This is a genomic window from Vulcaniibacterium gelatinicum (genome assembly GCF_008033445.1).
GTDB classification, from domain to species: Bacteria; Pseudomonadota; Gammaproteobacteria; order Xanthomonadales; family Xanthomonadaceae; genus Vulcaniibacterium_B; species Vulcaniibacterium_B gelatinicum.
Genome location: NZ_VNKO01000024.1, coordinates 1 through 19,710, shown reverse-complemented (window position 1 = coordinate 19,710; position 19,710 = coordinate 1). Strand labels below are relative to the sequence as shown.

The following is a 19,710-nucleotide window of genomic DNA, read 5'->3' as shown; positions in this document are numbered from 1 at the left end:
GCCAAGCTGCGCCGTTCGTGCATCCGCCCCCGCCCCCTGGTTCCGTGATGACCGCTCCCGCCGCCGTCCAGCTGCGCAACGTCCGCCTCGAGCGCGGCGGCCGCACCGTGCTGCGCGACCTGGACCTGCGCGTGGCGCGCGGCGGCGTGACCGCGGTGCTGGGCCCGTCGGGCTGCGGCAAGTCCACCCTGCTGGCCGCGCTCACCGGCGAGCTCGCGCCCGCCGCCGGCACGGTCGAGGTGCTGGGCCAGCCGGTGCCGCGGCAGCGGCGCGCGCTGCTCGAGCTGCGCAAGGGCATCGGCGTGCTGCTGCAGAACAACGGCCTGCTCACCGACCTGACCGTGGCCGAGAACGTGGCCCTGCCGCTGCGCGCGCACACCGCGCTGCCCGAACCGCTGGTCCGGCGCCTGGTGGCGATGAAGCTGCACGCGGTCGGCCTGCGCGCCGCCGCCGAGCGCTACCCGCGCGAGCTCTCCGGCGGCATGGCCCGGCGCGTGGCGCTGGCGCGCGCACTCGCGCTCGACCCGCCCCTGATGCTGTACGACGAACCGCTCACCGGCCTGGACCCGATCGCCTCCGGCGTGGTGATGGCGCTGGTGCAGCGCCTCAACCGCACCCTGGGCCTGACCAGCATCGTGGTCAGCCACCATGTGCGCGAAACCCTGCCGATCGCCGACCACGCGGTGGTGATCGCCAACGGCGGGATCGTGTTCGACGGCACGCCGGCCGAACTGATGGCCAGCCCGGATCCGTTCGTGCGCCAGTTCCTGCACGGCGCGCCGGACGGCCCGATCGCGTTCGACGCCGCCGAACGTCCGGAGGCCGCCTGATGCCGCTTGCCGCCACCACCCGCGCGCTCGGCGCCGCCGGCCTGTTCACGCTCTCGGTGCTGCGCGCCTCGCGCCCCAGCCGCGACTTCCTCACCGAGCTCACCCGCGAGATCTACAAGACCGGCGCGCGCTCGCTGCCGATCATCGCGGTCGGCGGCGCGTTCGTGGGCCTGGTGCTGACCCTGCAGGGCTACCGCTCGCTGAGCACCTTCGGCGCCGCGAACTCGCTCTCGACCCTGCTCGGCCTGTCGCTGTACCGCGAGCTCGGCCCGGTGCTGACCGCGCTGCTGTTCATCGGCCGCGCCGGCTCCTCGATCGCCGCCGAACTCGGCCTGATGCGCGCCACCGACCAGATCACCGCGCTCGGCCTGATGGCGATAGACCCGGTGGCCAAGACGGTGGCGCCGCGGTTCTGGGCCGCGGTGATCACCGTGCCGCTGCTGACCGCGTTCTTCTGCAGCTTCGCCATCGCCGCCAGCTACCTGGAGGCAGTGCACGTGATCGGGCTCGACCCCGGCTACTTCTGGCCCGGCCTGCGCGAGAACGTGGACCTGGCCGACGACTACGGCGTGGCCTTCCTCAAGGCCGCGGTGTTCGGCGCCACCGCGGCGCTGGTCGCGGCCTTCGTCGGCTACCACGCCGAGCCGACCATCGAGGGCACCTCGGTGGCGACCACGCGCGCGGTGGTCAACGCCTCGCTGCTGGTGCTGATGTTCAACTTCGTCCTGTCCGCCTTCCTGTTCCGGAGCTGAGCCATGCGCGGCCCTCGTCTCGAATTCGCGGTCGGCGCCTTCCTGCTGCTCGCCCTGGCGAGCCTGCTGGTGCTGGCGATCGCCTCGACCAACGTCCGCCTCGGTTTCGGCGACGCCACCTATCCGCTGACCGCGCGCTTCTCCAGCGTCGGCCAGCTGCGCGTGGCCGCGCCGGTCAAGATCGGCGGCGTGGTGGTCGGGCAGGTGGAGAAGATCGAGCTCGACCCGGTCAAGTTCGACTCGGTCGTCACCCTGGCGATCGATGCGCGCTACCAGGACCTGCCCGCCGATACCGCGGCCGGCATCTTCACCAGCGGCCTGCTCGGCGAGAGCTACGTCGGCCTGACCCCGGGCGGCGACGTCGAGACGCTCAAGCCCGGCGACGAGATCGCGCTGACCCAGAGCGCGGTGGACCTGATCCAGCTGGTCGGCAAGTACATGTTCTCCGGCGGCGGCGCGCAGGCCGCGCCCGCCGCCGAGTCGCCCGATTCCGGTTCCCCCACGGAAGACACGCCATGACCCGTACGCCCCTGTTCGTCTCCCTGCTCGCTGCGGCGCTCGCCGCCGCGCTGCCGCTGTCCGCGCCCGCGCAGCCCGCGCGCGCCGCCGCCGCGCCGGCCGCGGCCACGCCCAGCCAGCTGGTGCTGGCCAACAGCACCCGCATCATCGCCACGCTCGAACGGCGCCGCGACGAGTTCAGCCGCGACCGCGCCGCGCTCAACCGCTTCATCGCCACCGAGTTCGAGCAGATGTTCGACCGCGACTACGCCGCGCGCATGGTGCTCGGCCGGCACGGCCGCGGCGCGGCCGAAGCCGACGTCGCCCTGTTCGCCGACGCGCTCGCCGACAGCCTGATGGCGCGCTACGGCAGCGCCCTGCTCGGGCTCGACAGCGGGCTGAAGGTGCGGGTGAAGGCGGAGACGCCGCTGCGCGGCGGGGCGATCGTGAAGGTCGCCAGCGAATACCTGCGCCGCGGCGGCGAGCCGGTGCCGGTGGACTACCTGATGCGGCGCAGCGGCAGCGGCTGGAAGGTGTTCGACGTGATCGTCGAGGGCGTGTCCTTCGTCCAGACCTTCCGCACCCAGTTCGACGCGCCGCTGTCGCGCAAGTCCATCGCCGAGGTCGCCGCCGACCTGCGCGCCGGCCGGCTGCAGGCCGACCCCAACCGGCAATAGGCCCGCCGCGCATGTCCGCCCCGCTCACCCGCGACGGCGACCGGCTGGTGTTCGCCGGCCCGCTCGACCGCGCCGCGGTCGCCGCGCTGTGGCCGCAGGCGCTGGCGCAGGCGGCCGGCGCGGCCTGCTTCGACCTGCGCGCGGTGGAACGCGTGGACAGCGCCGGGCTGGCGCTGCTGGCCGAGCTGGCCGTGCGCGCCGGCGGCCCGGTGCGGATCGAGGGCACGCCGCCCGGGCTGGTCGAACTGCGCACCGCCTACCGGCTCGACGCCGGCCTGGGTTACGCACGCTGAGCGGATAGACTGCCCGCATGTGGCGCCGCCCGCTCCTGCTGGTTCCGCTGATCCTCGCGCTGGCCGCGTGCGCGCATGCACCGGCGCCGGCGCGCGCGCCGGAGGCGCCCGCGGCCGTGCTCGGCGAGGCCAGCGCCCCGGAGACGCCCGCAGCGACGGTCCCGGCACCAGAGGCGCCAGAGGCACCGGCGGCAGCGGGCACCGAGGCCGTCCCGCCGCCCGCCATCCCCGGCGCGCCGGCCGCAGCACCCGCAGCGGCCCCGTCGGAGCCCGACGCCGCCCCGACCCAGGCCGAACTCGACTACGCCGCGCTGTACGGCGAGGGCGCCGACAGCGTGCTGCCCGCCCCGGCCGAGATCCCCGCCGCCTACGACCCGTGGGAGCCGTTCAACCGCCGCGTGCACCGCTTCAACGACACGGTGGACCGGCACCTCGCGCGCCCGCTCGCGCGCGCCTACGTCGCCGTCGTGCCGCGCCCGGTGCGGCTCGGCTTCGGCAACTTCTTCGGCAACCTCGGCCAGCCGGTCAGCGCGCTCAACGCGCTGCTGCAGGGCAAGCCGAAGCAGGCCGCGCAGGCCCTCGGCCGCTTCACCCTCAACCTCACCCTCGGCTTCGGCGGCTTCCTCGATCCGGCCACCAGCGTCGGCCTGCCGCACCGCAGCGAGGACTTCGGCCAGACCCTCGCGGTCTGGGGCTGGAAGCGCTCGCGCTATCTGGAACTGCCGCTGTTCGGCCCGCGCACCCTGCGCGATGTCCTCGGCATGGCCGGCGATGCGCCGCTGGCGCCGCTGCGCCAGATCGAGGAGGACAAGGCGCGGGTGTTCCTGCAGGGCCTGCAGCTGGTGGACCTGCGCGCGCAACTGCTGGCGGTGGACGCGATGCGCGAGGGCGCGACCGACGAGTACGCGCTGCTGCGCGACGCCTGGCTGCAGCGCCGCGACTACCAGATCTTCGGCGACCGCACGCTCGAGTCCGACGCGTCGCTGCCGGAGTACCTGCGCGAGGACACCGACCTGACCGTGCCGGTGGATGCGATCCCGGTACCGCCGAACGAGCTGCCCGACATCGACCTGCCGTAGGCGGGCGCGCTACTCCGCCTCGTCCGCGCCCCCGTCCGGCTGGTCGTCTCCGTCAAGCGATGAGAGCAGCGCCGCTGCCGGCGCCTCGGGCGTGAGTTCGTCGGGCAGGGCCTTGCGCCCGCGCACGCCGAGTTCCACCAGCCGCCGCGCGCGCGGGATCACGGCCTGACGCGATTCGCTCAGCCGGTTGCGCGCGGCGTGGAAGGCGTCGGTCGCCCCCTTGAGCTTGCCGCCGACCTCGTCGAACTCCTTGAGGAAGCCGACCAGGGCGTCGAGCAGCTTCTCGCCTGCCTGGCTGATTGCGCGCGCCTGCTTCTGGATCTTGTCACGCGTCCACAGTCGCTCCACCACGCGCAGCATCGCCATGAGGGTGTTGGGAGAGGCAAACACGACCTTGCGCTCGAAGGCGTCGGTCTGCAGCTTCTCATCCACACCGAGCGCGGCCGAGAGCGCACCTTCGATCGGGACGAAGGCGATGGTGATGTCGAGCGCGGAATCGCCCAGCGCCTTGGGGTAGTTGCGTTCGCCCAGGTCGCGCACGTGCTGGCGCAGCGCGGCGGCGTGGCGCCGCATCGCCTCCAGCTGCTGCTCCGGCGTGTCGGCGTTCATCGCCTCCTGCCAGGCGACCAGGTTGACCTTGCTGTCCACCACGATGCGCCGTTCGTCCGGCAGGCGGATCACGATGTCGGGCTGCAGCCGCCGGCCTTCGTCGTCGGCGGTGCTCTTCTGCCGTTCGTAGTGCGCGCCTTCCTCCAGCCCGGAGCCGCGCAGCACGCTTTCCAGCATCAGTTCGCCCCAGTCGCCGCGCACCTTGGCGCTGCCCTTGAGGGCGCGGGTCAGCGCCGCGGCCTGGGTGGCCATTTCCTGGTTGAGCTTGCGCAGTTCCTGCACTGCGCCGAGCAATTCGCGGCGTTCCTTGGCTTCGTCGCCGTACACCGTGTCCACGCGCTGGCGGAACTGGACGATCTGCTCCGAGAACGGCTTGAGCAGCGTCTCCAGGTCGCTCTTGGACTGCTGCGCGGCGCGCTGCGCGCGCTCGTCGAAGGTCTTGCCGGCCAGGTCGGCGAAGACCGCGGACAACCGCTCCTGCGCATTCGCCAGGAACTCCCGCATCTCCTGGTTGGCGCGTTCGCTGTGCTGCAGGTGCGCGCGCGCCTCGGCATGCGCCTTGCGCTCGCGTTCCAGTTCGTCGCGCAGCGCCTCGAGCCGGTGCTCGGCCGCCCGCAGGCGCTCGGCCAGCGCCGCCAGCTCACGCTCGCACGCCTCCAGCGCCGCGCGCGCCCGGTGCGCGGCCTCCGCCTCGCGCTGCGCGTCGCCGCGGGCCTGGTCGCGCTCGGCCTCCAGCCGCGGCACCGCTCCCGCGCGCTCCCCGAGCCGGGCGACCTCGGCGGTGAGCTCCCTGATGCCGTGCCGCTCCCGTTGCAGTTCATCGGCCAGGCGCGCGCGCTCGGCCTCCGCGCTCCGCGCCTGGCGCGCCATGGCCACATACACCAGCAGGGCCCCGAAGCCAGCGGCGAGGACGAGAAACACGAGCTCCATGGACGCCTCCTCGAACTACCAGGCCAGTGTAGCGGCGGCGGTCTCACCGCGTGCGACGCGCGCATGTCGGCTGCTGCGGCACGCGTGCACGTGCAAGCGTCGGTCGCTTCGGGCGGGCGCCGGCGACGAACCCGCCTGCTCAGTCCAACACCCGGCAGAACACTGCCTTGAGGTAGCGCGACTCCGGCACCTGCGCCAGCCACGGATGGTCGGGGCCGGCGCCGCCGACCTTCAGGATCTGCACGCTGCGCCCGGCGTAGAACGCGGCGCGACGCAGCATGTCCAGGAACTGCTCCTCGCTCACCAGCCCGGTGCAGGAGAACGTGGCGAACAGCCCGCCCGGGGCCACCACCCCCAGCGCCAGCTTGTTCATGTCCAGGTACTTCTTCAGTGCCGGGATCACCTGCTCCCGGTCGCGGGTCATCTTCGCCGGATCCAGGATCACCACGTCCCAGCGCTCCCCGCGCGCCGCCGCATCGCGCAGCCACGGGAAGATGTCCGCCTGCACGAAGCGCGGGCGCACCCCGTTGAGCCGGGCGTTGCCGCGCGCGATCTCGATCACGTCGGCGTCTATGTCCACCCCGGTCACCTCGCGCGCGCCGCGCGCCGCCGCATGCACCGCGAAGCCCCCCGTGTTGCAGCACAGATCCAGCACGCGCTTGTCCGCGCAGTGCTGCGCCAGCCAGTGCCGGTTCTCGCGCTGGTCGGCGAAGAACCCGGTCTTGTGCGCCCCGGCCGGATCGGCGCGGAACCTCACCCCGTGCTCGCTGATCACCGCCGGCGCCGCCGGCTCGGAACCGCCGAAGTCGAACGACTCCTGCTTCTGCACGTGCTCGTCGGCGAAACTGTGGAAACGGCAGCCGGGGAACTGCGCGCGCAGCGCATCAAAGATCCACTCGCGGTGGCGGAACATGCCCGCGGCGAAGAACTCCACCACCAGCAGGTCGGCGTAGCGGTCCACCACCAGCCCGGACAGCCCGTCGCCCTCGCTGTGCACCACCCGCCAGGCGTCGCTGACCTCGTCCAGGCGCAGGATCTCGCGGCGCAGGCGCACCGCCTCGCCGATCCGGCGCGCGAACCAGGCCGCGTCCACCGCCACGTCCGGATCGGTCTCCAGGATCCGCACCGCGATGCGCGAATGGCCGTTGTAGAAGCCGCGGCCGACGAACCCGCCGTCCACCCCGAGCACGTCCACGAGGCTGCCCGGGCGCGGCTTCTGCGCGGGCTTCTCCACCAGTTTCTGGAAGATCCACGGATGGGTGGATTTCCACGGATTCTTCAGCCGGACCACCGGCAACGTCGCGTTCATCGGCCCATTCTACCGGCGCGCTGGCGCCGGCCCCGGAACCCCGCTAGGATCGGCGGTGAAGGGGAGTAGCTCCCATTGCCGCATCGTCAGTCCGGGCCCCGCGGCCCCGGTGCGGCAGGCAGGCGATCCGGCCTGCGAGCGAGACCTTCGCCGCCAGCGGCGAAGCGTCCCCCGTTCCCGGGTTCCCACGACGCCTCGCGGCTGCGGCCACGAGGCGTTCTTGTTCCGGGAGCTTGCATGGACACGATCGGCAATCCGTTGTTGTGGGGCGCGTTCGCCGCGCTCGTCCTCGCCGCCCTGCTGGCGGACCTGCGGCTGATGCGCCACGGCGGGCCGCACAAGGTCACGTTCAGGGAGGCCGCGTGGTGGAGCGCGGGCTGGGTCGCGCTCGCGCTGCTGTTCAACGCCTGGCTGTGGTGGTGGGTCTCGCGCACCTCCGGCGACGCGCTCGGCCAGCAGGTCGCGCTCGAGTTCCTGACCGGCTACCTGGTCGAGAAGTCGCTGGCGGTGGACAACATCTTCGTGTTCCTGGTGCTGTTCACCTACTTCGCGGTGCCGGAGGAACAGCGCCAGCGGGTGCTGGTGATCGGCGTGATCGGCGCGATCGTGCTGCGCGCGATCATGATCTTCGCCGGCGCGCTGCTGCTGGCCCGCTTCCACTGGATCCTGTACGTCTTCGGCGCGTTCCTGCTGCTGACCGGGATCAAGATGCTGCTCGCCGCCGGCCAGGCGCCGGACCTGGAGCGCAACCCGGTGCTGCGCTGGCTGACCGGGCACCTGCCGCTGACCCGCAACTACCGCGGCGGCGCGCTGTGGGTGGGCGAGGGCCGGCGCCGGCGCTACACGCCGCTGTTCATCGTGATCGTGATGGTGGGGGTGACCGACCTGATCTTCGCCGTGGATTCGATCCCGGCGATCTTCGCCATCACCGACGACCCGTTCATCGTCCTGACCTCGAACGTGTTCGCGGTGCTCGGCCTGCGCGCGATGTTCTTCCTGCTCGCCGGCATGGCCGACCGCTTCCACCTGCTGCCCTACGGCCTGGCGATCGTGCTGATGCTGATCGGGGTGAAGATGCTGCTGGCCGACGTGTACAAGATCCCGGTGCTGTGGTCGCTGCTGGCGGTGGCGGTGGTGCTGGCGGTGACCGTGGTGCTGAGCCTGCGCCGCCCGCCCAAGGCTCCGCCCGGCTTGCAATCGCCGCCGCCGCCTCCATCTGCCCCGCATGCACCTGCCGATCCCTGACCAGCCCGCCGATCCGGCCGCGCAGCGCGCCGCCGACCACCGCCGCCTGCTGCGCGCGCTGAACGCCAGCCTGGCCTTCGTGCTGGGGCTGCTGGCGGTGTTCACCGCGCAACCGACCTTCGACGTCGGCGCGTGGACGGTGCAGCCGGGGACGCCGGCGGGCCTGCTCGGGATCGCGACCGCGCCGCTGCTGCACGGGTCGTTCGCGCACCTGGCCGCCAACGCCGGCGCGCTGCTGCTGCTCGGCACCCTCGCCGGCACCGTGTATCCGCGCGCCACCCTGCGCGCGCTGCCGCTGCTGTGGCTGGGCGCGGGCCTGGGCGCGTGGCTGCTCGGCGCGCCCGGCACCCGCCACCTCGGCGCCAGCGGGCTGACCCACGGCCTGATGTTCCTGGTGTTCACGCTCGGCCTGCTGCGCCGCGACCGGCCGGCGGTGGCGGCGGCGATGATCGCGTTCTTCCTCTACGGCGGCATGCTGCTCACCGTGCTGCCGCAGGAACCGGGCGTGTCCTGGCAGTCGCACCTCGGCGGCGCGGTGGCCGGCGTGCTCGCCGCGCTGTGGCTGCGCCGGCGCGACCCGGCCCCGCCGCGCAAACGCTACAGCTGGGAGCTGGAAGAGGAACAGGCGCAGCAGGCCGCCGCGCATGCGCGCGACGAACTCGAACCGCCCGCGCCGCGCGCGGTGCCGGTGCTGTGGCACCGGCCGCCACGCGAGGACACGCGCGGCACGGTGCTGCGTTTCCCCGCGCCGCGCGGGGATCGCGACCGGTCCTGAACGTCAGGGCGCGCGCCTGCCCGCGGTCGCAATGCCCCCGCCGCGGTGCTAGCGTGCGGCGGTTCGCCCCCGGAGCCCTGCGCGATGCATCGTCTGCCCGTCCTCGTTGCCGCCGTCCTTGCCCTCGCCGCCTGCGAGCGCGCGCCCGCGCCGGTGCCGCGGCCGGCGGCGGAGGCGCCGGATCCGGGCCCGGCGCGGCGGATCGAGGCCGACGTCCGCTTCCTCGCCGACGACCTGCTGGAAGGGCGCGAGACCGGCACCCGCGGCTACGACCTGGCCGCGCTGTACGTGGCGCAGCGCTTCGCCGCGATCGGGCTGGAACCGGCCGGCGAGGACGGCGGCTGGTACCAGACCGTGCCGCTGCTCAAGGCCATCCGCGTGCGCGAGGGCGCGCGCCTGGCGATCCGCCGCGACGGCCGCACGGTCGAGCTCGCCTTCGCCGAGCAGTACCTGCCGGGGCTGAACTACCACGCGCAGGAACACCGGCTGGAGGCGCCGGCGGTGTTCGTCGGCCAGGGCGTGCACGCGCCGGAGCTGGGCCACGACGACTTCGCCGGCGCGGATGTGCGCGGCCGGATCGCGGTGCTGTTCTCCGGCGCACCGGCGCGTTTCTCCAACGACGAGCGCGCCTACCACGCCTCGACCCGGCGCAAGCTCGAGGTGCTGAGCGAACGCGGCGCGGTCGGCGTGGTGTTCCTCAACTCGGCCGAGGACGAGGCGCGCGCGCCGTGGGCGCGCGCGGCGGCGAACTGGGACAAGCCGGGCATGCGCCTGCGCGGCGCCGACGGCGGCGGCATCGACACCTTCCCGCAGCTCCAGGCCAGCGCCAGCGTGAGCGCGGCCGCGGCCGACGCGCTGTTCGCCGGCACCCCGCACACCGCCGCGCGCCTGTACGCGGCGGTGCAGGCCGGCCGGGCGCGCGCGTTCGAGCTGCCCGGCACGCTGCTGCTCGCCGGCCGCACCACGCTCGAACGGCTCGACTCGCGCAACGTGGTCGGCCGGCTGCGCGGCAGCGGCGGCGCGCGCGCCGGCGAGCACGTGGTCTACACCGCGCACCTGGACCACGTCGGCATCGGCGCTGCGGTCGAGGGCGATGCGATCTACAACGGCGCGCTCGACAACGCGCTCGGCGTGGCGATCCTGCTCGAGGCCGCGCACATCCTGCGCACCACGCCCAACCCGCCCAAGCGCTCGATGCTGTTCGTGGCCCTGACCGCGGAGGAGAAGGGCCTGCTCGGCGCGGAGTGGTTCGTGCGCGAGCCGACCGTGCCGCGCAGCTCGCTGGTGGCCAACATCAACCTGGACATGCCGGTGCTGCTGGCGCCGAGCCGCGACGTGGTGCCGATCGGGGTCGAGCACTCCACGCTCGCGCCGCTGGTGCGGCAGGCGGCGCAGGAGCTGGGGCTGCCGCTGTCGCCCGATCCGTTCCCGGAGGAAGTGGTGTTCGTGCGCAGCGACCAGTACGCATTCGTGCGCGCGGGGATCCCGGCGGTGTACCTGGACGGCGGCATCCTGCCGGCGCGCGCGCCGCAGCCCGGCCAGCCGATGCCGGCGCCCACGCCGGCCAACGACCCGCGCCTGGCGCTGCGCGACTTCCTGCGCCGCTGCTACCACCAGCCCTGCGACGACACCCGGCTGCCGATCCAGTACGCCGACGCCGCGCGCCTGGCGCGGCTCAACGCGCGCATCGGCGTGCTGGCCGGCAACGTCGCCGAGCGCCCGAAGTGGAACCAGGGCGACTTCTTCGGCGAACGCTTCGGCCGCGCCGCGCCCCGGGCGCGCTGAGCCGGCGCGGTTCGGCCGCCGTTGCGGCGGCGGCCGGTATCCTGCGCCACCCGCCCCGTCCTCTCCCCTGTCGCCGCGATGACCGCGCTCCGCCTGCTGTGCCTGTCCCTGCTCGTCCTGCTCGGCGCCTGCGCGGACACCGCCCGCCCCACGCCGCCGGCCGCCACCCCGCTGCCGGCGGTGCCGGAGCCGAAGGTGCGGGTCGGCCTGGCGCTCGGCGGCGGCGCGGCCAAGGGCTTCGCCCACATCGGCGTGATCAAGATGCTGGAGGCCAACGGCATCACGGTGGACGTGGTCGCCGGCACCAGCGCCGGCAGCGTGGTCGGCGCGCTGTACGCCGGCGGCATGGACGCCTTCGCCCTGCAGGAACACGCCTTCGCCCTCGACGAGGAGAAGATCCGCGACGTGCGCCTGTTTTCCGGCGGGCTGGTGCAGGGCCAGAAGCTGCAGGACTACGTCAACACCCTGGTCGGCGGGCGCCCGATCGAACGCCTGCGCAAGCCGTTCGCGGCGGTGGCCACGCGCCTGCACGACGGCGAGCGCACCGTGTTCGTGCGCGGCAACACCGGCCAGGCGGTGCGCGCCTCGAGCAGCATCCCCGGCGTGTTCGAGCCGGTGACGATCGGCCGCTTCCGCTACGTGGACGGCGGCGTGGTCAGCCCGGTGCCGGTGGACGCCGCGCGCCAGCTCGGCGCCGACGTCGTGATCGCGGTGGACATCTCCGCCAAGGCCGCCGGCGAGGCGCCCGACAGCATGCTCGGCATCGTCCAGCAGTCGGTGCGGATCATGGGCCAGAAGCTCGGCGCGCAGGAGCTGGCGCGCGCCGACGTGGTGATCCGGCCGCAGGTGAACGACATCGGCCCGGCCGACTTCGAGCAGAAGAACCGCGCCATCCTCGAAGGCGAACGCGCCGCGCTGGCGGCGCTGCCGCAGATCCGGCAAACGCTGGCGCAGGTGCGCCAGGCCCGGCGCGAGGCGCTGCAGGCGCAGGCGCGGGCCAAGGCCGCGCAGGCGGCGGCGCAGGCCCGCGCCGCGTGCCAGGCGCAGCAGAGCCGGCTCGGCCGCCTGCTCGGGCGCGCGCCGAAGTGCGAGGCCGCGCCGCGCTAGCGCGCCGGCAACGGCAGGCCGCGGAAGGCCTTGACCGTGCGCAGCACGAAGCTGGAGTTGACGTCGGCCACGCCGGCCTGGGTGAGCAGGCGGTCGAGCAGGAAGCGCGAGAAGTGCTCCAGGTCCTGCACCACCACGTGCAGCAGGTAGTCCATGTCGCCGGTCAGCGCATGGCAGGCGATCACCTCGTCCCAGGCATTGACGTGGGCCGAGAACGCGGCGATCGCCTCGGGGTCGTGGCGGGTCAGCTGCACCCGCACGAACGCCTGCAGGCCCAGGCCCAGCCGGGCCGGATCCACCTCGGCGCGGTAGCCGGCGATCACCCCCTCGCGTTCCAGCCGCTGCACCCGGCGCAGGCAGGCCGAGGGCGACAGGTGCACACGCTCGGCCAGCTCGGCATTGGTCAGGCGCCCGGCGCGCTGCAGCTCGGCCAGGAGCAGGAGGTCGGTGCGGTCGAGCGAAACCGTCATTTTCGTGCATCATTCCGCCGATTCAAGCAAGAATCATGCGCCCGTGGCGCCTGGGTGCGCAAGCTTGCAATCCCATTGCGCGGCCCGCGCGCTACAGTCGGTGGCTGCTCCCGGGAGGTCCGCCATGAACCCCGCCACCCCGCGCCGCGTCGAGCACCAGCTGACCGACAAGGGCTATGTCCCGGTCTACACCACGGCCGTGGTCGAGCAGCCCTGGGCCAGCTACAGCGCCACCGACCACGAAGTCTGGGCCACCCTGTTCGCGCGCCAGCACGCGCTGCTGCCCGGCCGCGCCTGCGACGAGTACCTGCAGGCGCTGGACGCGATGGCGATGCCGGCGGACCGGATCCCGAAGTTCGACGACCTCAACCGCCTGCTGCGCCGGGCCACCGGCTGGGAGCTGGTCGGCGTGGAGGGCCTGTTGCCGGAGCTGACCTTCTTCGACCACCTGGCCCACCGCCGCTTCCCGGTGACCTGGTGGATCCGCCGCCCCGACCAGCTCGACTACATCAGCGAGCCGGACCTGTTCCACGACCTGTTCGGCCACGTGCCGCTGCTGATGCACCCGGTGTTCGCCGACTACATGCAGGCCTACGGCCAGGGCGGGGTGAAGGCGCACGCGATCGGCCCCGAGGCGCTGGTCAACCTGACCCGCCTGTACTGGTACACGGTCGAGTTCGGCCTGATCGCGCAGCGCGACGGGCTGCGCATCTACGGCAGCGGCATCGTCTCCTCGAAGGGCGAGAGCATCTACTGCCTCGAATCCGACGCGCCCAACCGCATCGGCTTCGACCTCGAGCGGATCATGCGCACCCGCTACCGCATCGACACCTACCAGAAGACCTACTTCGTGATCGAGAGCTTCGAGCAACTGTTCGAAGCCACCCGTCCCGACTTCGCCCCGCTCTACGCCCGGCTCGCGCAACTGCCCTCGTACCCCGCCGGCACCGTGCTCGACGGCGACCGCGTGTACCACCGCGGCACCGGCGAGGGCTGGCTCAAGGACGGCGACGTCTGAGCCCCTTCCGGCGCCGGCCGCGTCCGCCGCCCCTGGCCGCCTGCAGCACGCCCGGTGTCGGTGACGCCCCGGGCCGGTAAGCTCGCCCGGGCCGGAGCACGGGAGAGTTCTGGATGAGCCTGGATGCGCGCGTGTGGTGGCGCTGGCTGCGGTACTGGCGCCACGAACATCTGCTGGTGGACCGCGTCGCGGTGATCGCGCACGTGGCGGAGGCCGGCGCGCTCGGCCCGCGCTATGCCTTCATGATCGTGATGTCGGGCGGCATCGCCACGCTCGGCCTGCTGCAGAACTCGGCCGCCGTGATCATCGGCGCGATGCTGATCTCGCCGCTGATGGGGCCGATCATCGAGATGGGCATGGCGCTTGCGCTGTTCGACTTCCGCACCCTGCGGCGGGCGTTGATCACGCTGGCCACGGGTGTGGCCCTGGCGCTGCTGACCGCTGGCCTGATCGTCGCCGCCTCGCCGCTGCGCGAGGCCACGCCGGAGATCCTGGCGCGGACCGAGCCGACCCTGTTCGACCTGCTGGTGGCGGTGTTTTCAGGTCTGGCCGGCGCGTACGCCACCATCACCCGCAAGGGCGAGACCATCGTCGGTGTTGCCATCGCCACCGCGCTGATGCCGCCGCTCGCAGTCGTCGGATACGGTCTTGCGACCGCCAATGCCGCGATCGCCGGTGGCGCGGCGTTCCTGTTCATGACCAACCTGCTCGCGATCGCGCTGTCGGTGACGATCATGGCGCGCTGGTACGGTTTCGGCCGCAGCGATTCGCCGCAACAGACCGCCTGGCAAGCGACCCTGATCGTGGGCTCCTTCGCGCTGCTCTCGATCCCGCTCGGTCTGGCACTGCGCGACATCGCCGCGCGCGGCGTGGCCGAACGCACCCTGCGTGGCGTGCTCGAGGAGGAGGCGCGCAAGGCCGGTGGCCGAATCTCTGCGCTGCGCGTCGAGCGCGTTGGCCAGGCCTACGCGCTCGACCTTGTATTGCTTACCCCCCGCCACCAGCCGCAACTGGCCGCGAAGCTGGAACGGCGGCTGGAAGCGGCGATCACTCGACCAGTCACGGTTTCGCTGCGCGAAGTGATGCTAGCCGACGACGCGCAGCTCGCACAGGAACAGGCGGCGTTCGCGCAACTGCGCGAGAGTGTGGCCGGGCTGCAGGACACAGTGGCGCGCGACCGGCAGGTGCGCAGCGCGCGCGAGGCGGCGATTGCGGCGACACGCGAGTTCGCCCTGGCCTGGTTCGGCGAGTTCGAATGGCTGGACGAGGGCCAACGCGCACGCTGGCGCCTCTCGCCCCGCGCCGGGCTCGATGTCCCCACCGCCCATGCGCTGGAACGGGAGTTGTCGGGCAGGGATGGGGCCCTGCCGGTGGAGGTGGTGCCGGCCCTGCAGGCGCTGCCGCCGGTGCCGTTCGCCGACGACGCGGCCGGGATCGGCGACGACGGCCGGCACACGATCGGGACGGCAGCATGGGCGCTGCACCGCTGGCAGGCCCGCGCGGTGGAACTGCGCGGCGCTACCGCAGACCGCGGCGCGCTTGCCGAAGCGCGGGTTGCGGCCGTCGCCGAGGCGTTGCGGAAGCAGGGCTTCGAGATCGCCCGTACCGGCAGGGACGAAGAAGTCCCCGCCGGGCACGTCGTCATCGCCCCGATGCTGCGCTGATCAGTGCGCGGGCAGCGGCGTCGAACGCCGGACGCGCCAGCGCCGGTCCAGCCACAGCTTCGCCGCGAGCGCGACCAGCAACGGCCCGAACCAGGCGGTGTAGTGCAGCACCGTGCCGTCGAGCATCGGCAGCAGCCGCGGCAGGCCGATGGCCAGGAACGCGATGTGCGTGGCCACGCCGTTGCCGAGCATCGCGGTGTAGTGCTCCTCGCGCCACCACAGCGGCCGCGCGGCCAGGCGCCGGCGGACGCGCAGCATGTCCGCGCCGACGTACAGGCCGACCAGCGAGAAGCCGGCCAGCAACGGCTGGCCGTGGCGCAGGCCCAGCGCCAGCACGCCAAGGCCGGCGAGCAGGCAGGCCACCGCGAGCGCGTGGTACACCGCGCCGGTGTAGGCGCGCGGATCGTGCTTGTCGCGGATCGCGCGCCACGCGCTCCACACGCCGGTGACGACCAGCACCAGCAGGTAGGCGAGGAACGCGGCCGCGACCGGCTGGCCGTCGAGCCAGCGCTGCCAGGCGAGCGGGATGCCGCTGAGCACCACCGCCAGCATCGCCAGCAGGTACAGCCGCCCGACCAGGCGGTGGCGCGGGCTGCCCTTGCGCAGCGCGGCGGCGGCCCAGAAGCACAGCAACGCCAGCGTGCCGGCGACGGCGTGCAGTTGCAGGACGATCTCGTAGTACGACATGGCGGACTCCCTCCCCGGTGACGCCACCAGCCTCGCGCAGCCGCCCGCCGCCCACCGCTGTCGGCGGTCACCACTTCGCCCTGCCGGAAGTCACTTCCTGCTCCGGCGGCATTGCGGAGCCCCGACGCACGCCGCAGCATGGCGGCATGGTGCTTCCGGCCGCCCCCTTCTACCCCCGCCATGACGGCATGCGCTGGCCCGCGCGCCTGCGCGCGCTGCTGCATCCGTTCAACATCGCCGGCGTGCTTGCGTGGGCCACCGTGGCGCTGTCCATGCAGTGGCTCGACGCGGCCCTGTGGCCGGCCGCAGCCACGCTGCTGCTCGCCTTCCTGACGGCCATGTTCGTCGAGGAGCTGTTGCGCCCGCGCCATCCGCGCCTGGCCGACGGCCTGCTGTGGCTGGAAGCGGCGTGCGCCCTGCTCCTGATCGGCTTGAACCCGAACCTGCACACGGCACAGGTGCTGCTGGTGGTCTGGACCGCGCAACTCACCGCGTGCTGGTCGCACCGCAGCACCGTACTGGCGGTGTTGCTGGCGGACATCGTGGTGTACCTGATCCTGCGCAACGGGGGCGCTGCCGCGCCGCTGCTCGTGGTCTCGCTGTACGTGGGCTTCCAGGCCTTCGCCGCCCTGTGCGCGTACTACGCGGTCAGCGCCGAACGCGCCCGCGACCGCCTGGCCCAGGTCAACGCCGACCTGCTCGCCACCCGCGCCCTGCTCGCCGACTCCGCCCGCGACAGCGAGCGGTTGCGCATGGCGCGCGAGCTGCACGACGTGGCCGGGCACAAGCTCACCGCGCTCACACTCAACCTGCGCGCGCTCGCCGCCGAGCCCGCGCTGGCGCAGCGCGAGGAGGTGCGCGCGGCGCAGCAGCTGGCGCAGGAACTGCTCGGCGACATCCGCGGCATCGTGCACGCGATGCGCGACGCGCGCGGCCTCGACCTCGCCACCGCGCTGCGCGCGCTGGCCGCGCCCTGGCCGCGGCCGCGGCTGCTGCTGGAGATCGCCGACGACGTGCGCGTGGCCGACCCCGCCACCGCCGAGGCGGTGCTGCGCCTGGTGCAGGAGGCGCTGACCAACAGCGCGCGCCACGCCGATGCGGACGTGGTGCGGGTGCGGCTGCACCGCGCCGGCGAGCGGCTCGCGCTCGAGGTCGAGGACGACGGCCGGCTGCACGGCCCGCTGCGCGAGGGCCACGGCCTGGCCGGCATGCGCGAGCGCATCGCCGCGCTCGGCGGCAGCCTGGAATTCGGCCGCAGCGCACGCGGTGCGCTGCGCATCGCCGCGAGCCTGCCGCTGTGACCGGCACGAGCGCCGCCCCGGGCCCGATCCGCGTCGCCCTCGCCGACGACCAGGCGCTGGTGCGCGCCGGCCTGCGCGCGCTGCTGCAGCAGCAGGGCATCACGATCGCGTTCGAGGCCGACGGCGGCGAAGCGCTGCTCGACGCCCTCGCCCGCGAGCCCGTGGACGTGGTGCTGTCCGACATCCGCATGCCGGGCGTGGACGGGATCGAGGCGTTGCTGCGCTTGCGCGCGCGCGGCGACCTCACCCCGGTGCTGCTGCTGACCACCTTCGACGATGCCGAGCTGCTGCTGCGCGCGACCGAGGCCGGCGCGCAGGGCTTCCTGCTCAAGGATGCCGCGCCCGAGGACCTGCGCGAGGCGATCGAGCGCGTCGCCCGCGGCCAGACCCTGCTGCAGCCGGTCAGCACCGCCCCGGTGCGCGCGCGCTACCGCTACCACGCCGCCGACGCGCCGCGCGAACGCTTCAGCGAGCGCGAGGTCGCGATCCTGCGCCTGCTCGCCGGCGGCTATTCGAACAAGGAGATCGCGCGCGCGCTGTTCCTGGCCGAGGGCACGGTCAAGAACTACGTCTCCACCATCCTCGACAAGCTCGACACCCGCGACCGCACCCGCGCGGTGCTCAAGGCGATCACACTGCGGATCATCTGAGCGCGCACGCGGTGCCCGCGGTCAGCGCTCCGGCACCGCCTCGCCGCGCGGCTCCATCGGCGGCGGATCGGCGTGCGGGTCGGCGTACCAGTCGTTGATCCACAGCGCGTCGCGGTGTTCGCCTGCGGCGACCTCGACCGCGCGCAGCGCATGGTCGTCGCACCCCGCCTGCGCGGCGGCGAGACAGGCGCTGGCCGCGCTGTGGCGGCCGGGCCCGGCGTCGGTCCCGGTGTCCTGCGGCCAGGCCAGCAGCCACCAGCGGCCCGGCGGCACCGCCAGTTGGAACTGCGGCGCGTCCTGCGCCGTGGCCACGCAATAGCCGCGCCCGGGATCGGCCGCGTCCACGGCGCACACCCGCATCGGCGGCACGTATTCGCTGGGGTAGGTGACCTGGCCCGAGAGCAGGCCCCAGCCGGCCGGCCGCGCCACCGGCGGCAGCGCCGCCTCTTCCGCCGGCGGCGGCAACGCGCAGGCGAACAGCGCACGGCCGTCCGCCGCGGCCCGCACCGTGAACCCGCGCCCGGCGCGCGCGCCCTCGCTGCGCCAACTGCCATCGGCCTGCGGCCGCAGCGCCACCCCGAGCGCCGCACCCGCGGCGGCGGCCACCGTCGCCGGCGTGCCGGCCAGCGTCACCGACAGCCCCTGCTCCAGGCTGTCGGGCGGCATCACCCGCACCTCGTGCAGCGGCAGGCCGAACAGCCGCGCCGCGGTGGCCGCATCACAGACCACGAACGGCCCGCCCTGCGGCTCGATCCGGCAACGCAGGCCGGCCTCGTCCTGCAGGATCTGCCGCTGCACCTCGACGTCGTGCTCGAACAGGCTTACGTCGTCGCAGGCGAGCAGGCGTGTGCGGGCATCCATGCCCGGTGTGGAAAGTGCCGCGTCCGGCGCCGCGGGTGTGTCTTGCGCGCCGCGCGGCGTCGCCTCCGGCGCCGGCGCCCGCGTGCAGCCGCCCAGCAGCAGCGCCACCAGCATCACGCTCCTTCTGCGCATCTCTCGCCTCCGTCCCCGCCGCGCCGAGTCTGGCACGGTCGCCGTGAAACCGCCCCCGCGCCGCACGGACGGGGCGCCCGCCGCAGCGGCGGCCTCAGGGCGCGATCCCCGGCCGCAGCCCGTCGCGATAGGCCGTGTGCCGCAACGTCGCCTCGGCCTGTTCGCGGGCCCATGCCGGCGCAAGGCCGCGCTCGAACGCCGCCAGGCCCTGGAACGATGCCTCCACCGGCGTCGCCAGCGCGGTGTGCGTCTCGATCCCCGCCCAGCGCTGCCCCGCCTCGCCCGGCCGCCCCTGCCACACGAACACCCGCTCCCCGCGCACCCCGCGCACCGGATCCTCGCTCAGCACCACCCGATCCACCCGCGTCAGCCCCTGCTCCCGCGCCAGCCAGGTCAAGCGCGCCGCCAACCGCAGGCTCGCCGCATCCGCCGCCCGCCCCAGGGCCTGGTCCAGGGCCTCCACCCCCGCCCGCACCTGCCGGTACAACGCGTGCTGCGGGTGCACCGGATCGACCGGCGTCGGGCTCTCCACCGCCCGCCGCAGCGCCGCCTGCGTCTGCGGCCCGGCAATGCCATCGGCGGTCAGGCCGTGGGCGCGCTGGAAGGCGAGTACGGCCTGGCGCGTCAGCCTGCCGAAATCTCCATCCGCCGTCAGTTGCCGGCCCGCTTGGTCGCGATAACCCAGGCGGGACAAGGCTGCTTGCAGCGCCCGGACTTCCTCCCCCTGCACCCCTGCGCGCAATGGCTCGGTCCCGATCCCCCTCCTGGCCAGCGATACGGCTTGGTCCTGCACGTCCTCGCCATGGCCGTGTGCCCGGAATGCCTGTCTCTGCAGATCGCCCGCCTGCAGCCGGGTGCGGGCCTCGACCGCATAAGGCTCGAAACGCCCCATCAACTGGCCCATCCGCCGATAGGGAAGGTCTGATCAACGCACTCTGATACTCGGATTTCAGCATCAGCGCGCCGGACCAGCCTCGATTTGATCGCTTTCCCACCATTTCCGGCGATTTTCGACGGGTTTCCCCGCCCATCGGGCGG

20 protein-coding genes are annotated in these 19,710 nt (G+C 73.5%); 14 read left to right on the top strand and 6 right to left on the bottom strand.

What is annotated here, in order from left to right:
• Window positions 1-47 precede the first annotated feature (47 nt).
• From FPV26_RS12050 to FPV26_RS12025, 6 genes are read left to right on the top strand one after another with little or no spacing between them, the layout of a single operon-like run.
• Complete coding sequence (locus tag FPV26_RS12050) at window positions 48-830, top strand: ABC transporter ATP-binding protein (protein ID WP_147654126.1); 783 nt, start codon at window positions 48-50, stop codon at window positions 828-830.
• Entirely contained in the window at window positions 830-1,582 is a 753-nt protein-coding gene (locus FPV26_RS12045) for an MlaE family lipid ABC transporter permease subunit (protein ID WP_147654125.1), read from the top strand. The genes FPV26_RS12050 and FPV26_RS12045 overlap by 1 nt, the downstream gene beginning before the upstream one ends.
• Window positions 1,583-1,585: 3 nt before the next feature.
• Complete coding sequence (gene mlaD, locus FPV26_RS12040) at window positions 1,586-2,101, top strand: outer membrane lipid asymmetry maintenance protein MlaD (protein WP_147654124.1); 516 nt, start codon at window positions 1,586-1,588, stop codon at window positions 2,099-2,101.
• Window positions 2,098-2,757 (top strand): MlaC/ttg2D family ABC transporter substrate-binding protein, encoded by a 660-nt coding sequence (locus FPV26_RS12035; protein WP_147654123.1) that lies wholly within the window; start codon window positions 2,098-2,100, stop codon window positions 2,755-2,757. Before mlaD ends, FPV26_RS12035 begins: the two co-directional genes overlap by 4 nt.
• An 11-nt stretch (window positions 2,758-2,768) precedes the next feature.
• Complete coding sequence (locus FPV26_RS12030) at window positions 2,769-3,050, top strand: STAS domain-containing protein (protein WP_147654122.1); 282 nt, start codon at window positions 2,769-2,771, stop codon at window positions 3,048-3,050.
• 17 nt (window positions 3,051-3,067) lie between these two features.
• The gene (locus tag FPV26_RS12025) at window positions 3,068-4,129 is read left to right on the top strand and encodes an MlaA family lipoprotein (RefSeq protein WP_147654121.1); all 1,062 of its coding nucleotides are present in this window, start codon (window positions 3,068-3,070) and stop codon (window positions 4,127-4,129) included.
• A 9-nt stretch (window positions 4,130-4,138) separates the two neighbouring features.
• On the opposite strand, the gene FPV26_RS12020 is transcribed toward FPV26_RS12025, so the two are convergent.
• Window positions 4,139-5,668, bottom strand: a complete 1,530-nt coding sequence (locus tag FPV26_RS12020) for a DNA recombination protein RmuC (RefSeq protein WP_147654120.1) — start codon at window positions 5,666-5,668, stop codon at window positions 4,139-4,141.
• 139 nt (window positions 5,669-5,807) lie between these two features.
• The gene (locus tag FPV26_RS12015) at window positions 5,808-6,977 is read right to left on the bottom strand and encodes a class I SAM-dependent rRNA methyltransferase (RefSeq protein ID WP_147654119.1); all 1,170 of its coding nucleotides are present in this window, start codon (window positions 6,975-6,977) and stop codon (window positions 5,808-5,810) included.
• 237 nt (window positions 6,978-7,214) lie between these two features.
• On the opposite strand from FPV26_RS12015, the gene FPV26_RS12010 reads away from it, so the two are divergent.
• From FPV26_RS12010 to FPV26_RS11995, 4 genes are all read left to right on the top strand, one after another.
• Window positions 7,215-8,222: a TerC family protein gene (locus FPV26_RS12010; protein ID WP_147654118.1), complete on the top strand. Its 1,008-nt coding sequence runs from the start codon at window positions 7,215-7,217 to the stop codon at window positions 8,220-8,222.
• Window positions 8,203-8,997: a rhomboid family intramembrane serine protease gene (locus tag FPV26_RS12005; RefSeq protein ID WP_147654117.1), complete on the top strand. Its 795-nt coding sequence runs from the start codon at window positions 8,203-8,205 to the stop codon at window positions 8,995-8,997. Before FPV26_RS12010 ends, FPV26_RS12005 begins: the two co-directional genes overlap by 20 nt.
• Before the next feature lie 84 nt (window positions 8,998-9,081).
• Window positions 9,082-10,782, top strand: a complete 1,701-nt coding sequence (locus tag FPV26_RS12000) for a M28 family peptidase (RefSeq protein WP_147654116.1) — start codon at window positions 9,082-9,084, stop codon at window positions 10,780-10,782.
• A gap of 78 nt (window positions 10,783-10,860) precedes the next feature.
• Window positions 10,861-11,889: a patatin-like phospholipase family protein gene (locus tag FPV26_RS11995; protein WP_147654115.1), complete on the top strand. Its 1,029-nt coding sequence runs from the start codon at window positions 10,861-10,863 to the stop codon at window positions 11,887-11,889.
• Here the strand turns inward: FPV26_RS11995 and FPV26_RS11990 are convergent.
• A complete protein-coding gene (locus FPV26_RS11990; protein ID WP_147654114.1) occupies window positions 11,886-12,359 on the bottom strand; it encodes an Lrp/AsnC family transcriptional regulator in 474 nt (157 codons plus the stop codon). The genes FPV26_RS11995 and FPV26_RS11990 overlap by 4 nt on opposite strands.
• A gap of 124 nt (window positions 12,360-12,483) precedes the next feature.
• Here FPV26_RS11990 and phhA point away from each other — a divergent pair, with 124 nt between their 5' ends.
• Both phhA and FPV26_RS11980 read left to right on the top strand, forming a co-directional pair.
• The gene (gene phhA / locus FPV26_RS11985) at window positions 12,484-13,377 is read left to right on the top strand and encodes a phenylalanine 4-monooxygenase (RefSeq protein WP_147654113.1); all 894 of its coding nucleotides are present in this window, start codon (window positions 12,484-12,486) and stop codon (window positions 13,375-13,377) included.
• A gap of 113 nt (window positions 13,378-13,490) precedes the next feature.
• Entirely contained in the window at window positions 13,491-15,041 is a 1,551-nt protein-coding gene (locus FPV26_RS11980; protein WP_147654112.1) for a DUF389 domain-containing protein, read from the top strand.
• Here FPV26_RS11980 and FPV26_RS11975 read toward each other — a convergent pair whose 3' ends face one another.
• On the bottom strand, window positions 15,042-15,728 hold the full coding sequence (locus FPV26_RS11975; protein WP_147654111.1) for a DUF2306 domain-containing protein: 687 nt from the start codon (window positions 15,726-15,728) through the stop codon (window positions 15,042-15,044).
• 188 nt (window positions 15,729-15,916) lie between these two features.
• On the opposite strand from FPV26_RS11975, the gene FPV26_RS11970 reads away from it, so the two are divergent.
• Both FPV26_RS11970 and FPV26_RS11965 read left to right on the top strand, forming a co-directional pair.
• Complete coding sequence (locus FPV26_RS11970) at window positions 15,917-17,029, top strand: sensor histidine kinase (protein WP_147654133.1); 1,113 nt, start codon at window positions 15,917-15,919, stop codon at window positions 17,027-17,029.
• Complete coding sequence (locus FPV26_RS11965; protein WP_425473102.1) at window positions 17,026-17,679, top strand: response regulator; 654 nt, start codon at window positions 17,026-17,028, stop codon at window positions 17,677-17,679. The genes FPV26_RS11970 and FPV26_RS11965 overlap by 4 nt, the downstream gene beginning before the upstream one ends.
• Before the next feature lie 21 nt (window positions 17,680-17,700).
• Here the strand turns inward: FPV26_RS11965 and FPV26_RS12705 are convergent, their stop codons facing one another.
• Together FPV26_RS12705 and FPV26_RS11955 are read right to left on the bottom strand one after the other, a co-directional pair.
• On the bottom strand, window positions 17,701-18,672 hold the full coding sequence (locus tag FPV26_RS12705) for a hypothetical protein (protein WP_181952657.1): 972 nt from the start codon (window positions 18,670-18,672) through the stop codon (window positions 17,701-17,703).
• Between the two features lie 94 nt (window positions 18,673-18,766).
• A complete protein-coding gene (locus tag FPV26_RS11955) occupies window positions 18,767-19,576 on the bottom strand; it encodes a peptidoglycan-binding domain-containing protein (protein WP_147654110.1) in 810 nt (269 codons plus the stop codon).
• Between the last annotated feature and the right edge of the window lie 134 nt (window positions 19,577-19,710).